This is a genomic window from Rhizobium ecuadorense, from assembly GCF_001187535.1.
GTDB lineage: Bacteria > Pseudomonadota > Alphaproteobacteria > Rhizobiales > Rhizobiaceae > Rhizobium > Rhizobium ecuadorense.
In genome coordinates this window covers 1-280 of record NZ_LFIO01000400.1, presented here as the reverse complement: position 1 = coordinate 280, position 280 = coordinate 1, and the positions used below count along the sequence as shown (strand labels likewise).

General features: G+C 53.9%; 1 protein-coding gene. It reads left to right on the top strand.

Going from position 1 to position 280, the window contains the following annotated elements; genetic code table 11:
• Window positions 1–70 precede the first annotated feature (70 nt).
• The coding region (locus AF337_RS44245) for a hypothetical protein (RefSeq protein WP_210168048.1) at window positions 71–280 on the top strand (210 nt) is incomplete at its 3' end.

Sequence of the window (280 nt, the reverse complement as noted above, 5' to 3'; positions counted from 1 at the left end):
TGCATTGACTGAGGAGTCGAGTCCGGATCCGAGACGTCGGATTGAAGTCATCATACACGACTGGCGCGAGATGCAGCTTCTGATCGTCGCCAATCCAACCTGTCTCGATTGGTTTGATCCTCTTTTCTCGCCATTCCTCGCTGAGCTCAAGGAAGGCATCTTGACGCGCCTAGATCGTATCGAGGCTCGCTTGGGCCGACATCTCTCACACGATAAACCTGTACCGTTTGAGCCGAACGATACGTTGTTCTCCTCTCTCGTGCCTATTGGCCTAAGCGGC